Raw genomic sequence first — 5,935 nt, 5'->3', positions numbered from 1 at the left:
GCTCCAATTCGCGAATATATAAACTGGCGTGGAAAGATGGTCGCCCCCTTACCATCATCGGCACAGATGGTGGATTGTTGGAAAGACCGGTCCGCCGTCAGTATGTGTTTTTAAGCCCGGGGGAAAGGATAGAGCTCTGGACCGATTTTTATGATAGCCAAGTCGGATATGAGACATCCCTGATAAGCCTTCCTTTCGACACCGGAGGCATGGGGGGCAGACGAATGGGACGCGGAATGATGATGGGTGGAATGGGTCAGAATCAAAACCTTCCAAACGGTGCTGGTTTTTCTATATTCAACATTAAAGTTACGCAGCGTGTGGAAAAAAACCAACCGCTTCCAGAGAAGCTTTCTGAAATTAGCCCCCTTCAGCAAGATGAAGCCGTTAATTTTCTTAATCCCAGGCAATTTTTTCTCACGATGCAGCATATGCAATGGTCGATCAATGGTCGGGTATTTCAGATGGAAGAGGTAGCAGATGACGAGATTGTTCAATTAGGTTCGAAGGAGATTTGGGAATTTCACAATACTGGGGGTGGAATGATGAACATGATGAATATGCCACATCCCATTCATCTCCATGGTAAGCAGTTTCGAGTTATTGAACGAAGTGGTGTCATGCATGAAGGCTATGTGGACGAAGGTTGGAAAGACACTGTCTTGATTATGCCCGGCGAGCGAATCAGATTCTTAGTCGAATTTGATGATTACCCAGGCTTGTTTTTGTACCATTGTCACAACTTGGAGCATGAGGATATGGGGATGATGCGTAATTATTTTGTAAGGGACACCATCAGTTCTGATCGGCACATTTAAAATGTGCGCAAAAAACACAAAAATTTGAATTCATTTATGCGGTTCTCTATGAAACTCCAGTGAGTTCAGGTGTGACCGGATCTGTCACACCGCTGAGTTATGATGGCCTCACAACCAACCAAAAAGGAGGCCGCCATGACAGACTTTACCATTACCGAGGATTTTCCAAGATCCGAAATCGAATTCGATGCCCGTTTCTCCAATCCGGGTGCCTGTTACCAGTACCTGTTTCAGCTCAAGTGGCCCGATGGCTTTGTGTGCAAAAGATGCAGTTGCCAACAGTACTGGCTAAGTTCAAGGAACCTTTATATCTGTACCCAGTGTGAACACCAGCATTCTCTGACGGCCGGAACGATTATGGACAGTTCCAAAAAGCCGGTCACCTACTGGTTCAAAGCCATGTGGTGGTTCACCACCCGTAAATCAGGCATCAGTGCCACGAACCTGAAGGAACTGCTGGGCTTTGGCAGTTACGGCACCGCCTGGACCTGGCTTCAAAAGCTCCGGCGTTGCACTGTGCGTCATGAGCGTGAAAAGCTGTCCGGCCGCGTCGAGGTCGATGAGTTCTTCATCGGTGGTCAACGTTCTGGCAAGCGAGGTCGAGGGGCCGAAGGAAAAACCATCGTAGCGGTTGCCGTTGAGCGCTGAGACATAGAAAAGCGAATGGGTCGCATTCGTTTGCATGTCGCCCTGGACTGCTCCGGGTACTCTCTGGAAACCTTCGTTCTCGACAATATCGAGCCCGGCGCAACCATTGCTACAGATGACTGGCAAAGCTACAACATCATTGATAAAGAACAGTTTGGACGCGAAATTACCAATCAAAGCAAGACCAAAAACTATGACAAGCTCTATGGTGCTCATTTGGTGACGACCCTGCTCAAGCGATTGATCCGAGGAACGTATCAGGGCCGATTCGAACCGAGATACCTCCAGACTTAAGTTGAACAGTTGGTGAGCCTATTGGCCTCATAACCGATTGAATTTATTATATGCGACTCCAGAAAATCGCAAAAAGGTAGTGCCACAGAATATGCACATAGTTATTGTCAATATTGATCTTTGATAATAAAATGGGGGTGTCTTCAAACAAACGGAGGCCTTCCCATGTTCGCGCGTGTCAAAAAGTCCGGCAAGTACCAATATCTGCAGATCGTTGAAAACCGAAAAGAGAAGGGCCGTGTAAAGCAGCGCGTAATTGCCACCGTCGGCCGCATGGATCAGCTTCAGGATAAAGGCCGTATCGAGACGTTGATCCGCTCGCTTTCCAGGTTTTCTGAAAAAGCGTTGCTGATTCTTTCCGGCCAGAGCGATGTCAGCGCTCATGCCATGACCATCGGGCCGGCCCTTGTGTTCGATCGCCTGTGGAAAGAAAGCGGAATTCAGGATTGTATCAACGAACTTCTTAAAGGGCGTAAGTTCGAGTTCGATGTGGAGCGGGCGATCTTCTTGACCGTCCTGCACCGGTTGATGGTATCCGGCTCGGATCGATTCTGTGAAAAATGGCAGCGCGATCATTTGATTCCCGGCACAGAGACGCTTGCTCTGCATCATCTTTATCGGGCCATGACTTTCTTGGGTGAAGTCGTTCCCGAGGAGCATGCGGCAGGCAAATTTGGCCCTCGCCGAAACAAAGATCTGATCGAAGAGATGCTCTTTTACAAAAACCGCGATCTCTTCTCGAATCTGGATCTGGTCTTTTTCGATACGACCTCGATCTACTTCCAGGGCCAGGGGGGCGAGCACTTCGGTCGTAGAGGCTTTAGCAAGGATCACAGACCGGATCTTTTCCAAATGGTCGTTGGGGCGGTTCTCGATGAAACCGGTCGTCCCATCTGCTGCGAGATGTGGCCAGGTAACACGACGGATGTCACTACCTTGCTGCCTGAGTTGGAGCGGTTGCAAAGCCGCTTTAGCGTCGGCGAATGTTGTATCGTTGCCGACCGTGGAATGATCAGCGCGGGTACCCTTGAAAAGCTTGATGAGGACGAAACGCCCTACATCCTTGGCACCCGCATGCGTAAGGTCAAAAGGATCAATACCAAGATTCTCACCCGCGCAGGACGCTACAGCGAAGTTTATCCGGAAAGCGCCGATCGGCGAAAGCCAGCCCCACTGAAGGTAAAGGAAGTGATTCATGAGGGCACCCGGTATATCGTCTGCTTAAATGAGCGCCAGGCACGAAAAGATGCCGCCGACCGAGAGGCTATTCTCGAATCGTTGAAGCGCAAGTTGAAACAAGGGGCAACCTCTTTAGTCGGCAATCGAGGCTACCGAAGGTATCTCAAGGTCGCCAAAGACAGTACCCGAATCGACCCGGCAAAGGTAAAAGCCGATGCGCGTTTTGACGGCAAGTGGGTCTTGACGACCAACACGAAACTGCCTGCCGACAAGGTAGCTCTCAAGTACAAGGAACTGTGGCGCGTGGAGCGCGTGTTTAGGGATATGAAGTCCCTATTGGAAACCAGACCTGTTTATCATCAAAAGGATGAAAATATTGCCGGCCATGTCTTCTGCAGCTTTCTGGCACTTGTGCTTCGAAAAGAACTCGATCAGCGTCTGGCTGATAACAAACACCGGTTTGAGTGGTCCGACATCAAGCAGGATCTGAAAGCGCTCAAGCAGGTCGAGATTGAAGAAAACGGCAAATGCTTTGCCATTCGAACCGAATGCAAGGGTGTTTGTGGCAAGGTCTTTCAATCAGTTCGAGTGGCGCTTCCGCCCACTATCAAAGCAGTCGCTTAACCGCACATCCTCAGGAAAGGTAGTGCCAAGACCAATTTGCATAACTGTATTATGCTGAAATTAAATAAGATCCAAAAATCAACTGTTCAAAATAAGCCAGAATTACCTGGACGAGTATGTCTTTCGATTCAATCGTCGCAAATCCAAGAGCATCGGAAAAAAGTTCATGCGCATCGTTCAGCAGGCGCTAAAAACGCCCGGGATAACCTGGCCAGAGATTCCCTGGGATCTGGACCCGCTATCCGAGTATTTTGCGACAACTGGAGCTTCATAGAGAACCGCATTCATTTAATATAAATGGACAGTGGATGTATGAGTTATTATCTTAACACCAGAGTCGCGGGCACTTTTGAAGATGTTGTTCAAAAATCCACATGGAGACTCAAGAAAAAGGGGTTTGGGGTCCTCACGGAATTTTAACTAAATTCCATTTACACTGAAGCTCTGCCAAGCTTCTTAAAAAACATTTTTACGCCAAGACATCGTATAAAAAAAGCATCGATTCTTAACGACCATTCACGCTTTCTTACTTATATACCATGTACTTTTTTACTTCATTTGCGACAGAAGAACCCATTAAGCATTCCATCAATAAGAATGCAACCTCAAGTGACGAACCGGGTCCTTTGCAGGAAATGATTCGATTATCTATTACAATATTTTCTTCTTGCGTGATGACACCATTGGTTTTTAATCGGCTGAAATTATCATGATTTTTGCTGTACGGGTATGTAGTGGCTTTTTTCCCTTCAAGAAGCCCGGCGTCTGCAATAGGCAAAACCCCAACGCACATTGTTGCGATAAAACCGCAGTTTTGATGAATATTGCGAGCCAGTTCATGAATTCGAGGATCGTAAGCTTCATCAAAGCCATGACTATGGAATCCACCCGGTAACACCAATGCTTTGTAATCTGAAGGATAAATTTCATTAAATTGGATATCCGGAGCTATCTTGATACCGTATCGTCCCGTTACCGTTGGATGAAAACCGGTTGTTATAACCTTAGTATCAGGGATATGATCCCTGTATTGAGTCCATCCAAAGACATCAATTACGCTAGCCGCCTCAAGATCTTCGAATCCCTGGGCCAAAAAAAGTAAAATGTCCACAGAATCACTTTTTGTCATTTTTCCTAACATCGCCCTATACAGTTACTCAATTAATACCAAAGCAAAAAAATTCCATCGCCCGTACGTCTCTTTTTGTGTGTCAATATCAAACCCATTATTTCTGGCTGTTCGGAAGACGTCAATACCACAAGCTTCCATCATGGGTCTTACTTTATTTTTTGCTTCCTCAGGTTTTTGAAGGTCGCACGGACCTTCATCTTCGCCAGAGGGTCAGGTAGCACCTGAATTAGCTTCGCCGCCAGCACCTGAGGGCAGAGCTGTAAGCGCAAAGGCTTTATAAAAGCCCATTTTGTAGGCTTCGCCCTCAAGCCTAACAGCAATATCCGTCAGGGCTTTCCCTTTTGGCCCTTTCAACAATATTGCTTTAGTGAACTCGCTTAAGACCTCTTTTGTTTCATTTGCACCGGGAGCAAATGGCGGGTGAAATCCATCTTTGTTGTAAAAGGGACATCCATATAGGCACTTCCACCGAACCCATTTTTCGACAATTACTGTTCTGGTGTCGATAATCTTTGCCTCTTCACACCCAATGGCATGAGCTCTTTCAAGTACCCTATCTATAGCGGGCGGTGATTTTTTTCCCATAGGAGGCACCTTTCTATCGCTGTGCACAGTATTGGCTACCGGTTTTATAAGTTTTGTTGATAATGCAGGTTTTTCTGCGCGGAACAAGGTTCCCTTGGTTTTTGGGGTACTATTAAATCCTGTGTCACCAATGAGTTCACACTTCTGAAAACCAACTTTTTCCAATAAAGCCAGGAAATCCTTTCCCGGTATGGCTCCACCCTCTCATTGGAACCAACTATCTATTCTGGCTTTCAGGTCTCTTTCCAACTGGCCAACCATAATTTGATCTGCGATCATCAGCCGTCCGCCAGGTTTCAACACCCGCAGAGCCTCTTTTAAAGTGGCGGTCTTATCGGGAATCAGGTTGATTGCCCCGTTGGAAACCACAACATCGAAGCTGTTGTCTTCAAAAGGCAGCTTCTCGCCGGAGGACTTTTTAAAGGTAACGTTTTTAAGATCCGTTAGATTAAGATTTTTTTCTGCCCGTTCCAACATCTCTGCAGTCAGGTCGCTTCCAACTGCTGTCCCCGTGGGTCCTGTCATCATAGCGGCTATCAAAGTGTCTACACCGGCTCCACAGCCAATGTCCAGCACCGCCTCACCATTGTTTATTGGCCCAATGGAAAAAGGATTGCCCACTCCGCAATATGAGGCTGCCACAGAGCTCGGTAGC

General features: G+C 47.2%; 5 protein-coding genes and 2 pseudogenes. 4 read left to right on the top strand and 3 right to left on the bottom strand.

The features are described 5' to 3' along the window. The 4 genes from ABYV26_RS18705 to ABYV26_RS18690 form a co-directional block, all read left to right on the top strand. Positions 1-818: multicopper oxidase family protein (locus tag ABYV26_RS18705; RefSeq protein ID WP_372682875.1), on the top strand; the 818-nt coding region annotated here is incomplete at its 5' end. Positions 819-953: 135 nt separating this feature from the next. Beyond that, the gene (locus tag ABYV26_RS18700; protein WP_170302432.1) at positions 954-1,466 is read left to right on the top strand and encodes an IS1595 family transposase; all 513 of its coding nucleotides are present in this window, start codon (positions 954-956) and stop codon (positions 1,464-1,466) included. A gap of 15 nt (positions 1,467-1,481) precedes the next feature. Next, complete coding sequence (locus ABYV26_RS18695; RefSeq protein WP_372682874.1) at positions 1,482-1,760, top strand: transposase; 279 nt, start codon at positions 1,482-1,484, stop codon at positions 1,758-1,760. Between the two features lie 165 nt (positions 1,761-1,925). Beyond that, entirely contained in the window at positions 1,926-3,563 is a 1,638-nt protein-coding gene (locus ABYV26_RS18690; RefSeq protein WP_372682873.1) for an IS1634 family transposase, read from the top strand. A gap of 526 nt (positions 3,564-4,089) precedes the next feature. Here the strand turns inward: ABYV26_RS18690 and ABYV26_RS18685 are convergent. The 3 genes and pseudogenes from ABYV26_RS18685 to ABYV26_RS18675 all read right to left on the bottom strand — a co-directional run. Further along, on the bottom strand, positions 4,090-4,692 hold the full coding sequence (locus ABYV26_RS18685; protein ID WP_372682872.1) for a DJ-1/PfpI family protein: 603 nt from the start codon (positions 4,690-4,692) through the stop codon (positions 4,090-4,092). A 24-nt stretch (positions 4,693-4,716) separates the two neighbouring features. Beyond that, positions 4,717-5,223, bottom strand: a pseudogene (locus ABYV26_RS18680) (DUF2284 domain-containing protein); the annotation flags it as partial. 120 nt (positions 5,224-5,343) lie between these two features. Next, positions 5,344-5,935, bottom strand: a pseudogene (locus ABYV26_RS18675) (methyltransferase domain-containing protein); the annotation flags it as partial.

Source organism: Desulfosarcina sp. (genome assembly GCF_041551955.1).
In the GTDB taxonomy this organism is placed as follows: Bacteria; Desulfobacterota; Desulfobacteria; order Desulfobacterales; family Desulfosarcinaceae; genus Desulfosarcina.
Note: the sequence above shows the minus strand (reverse complement) of the source record. Positions and strands in the feature narration are given on the sequence as shown.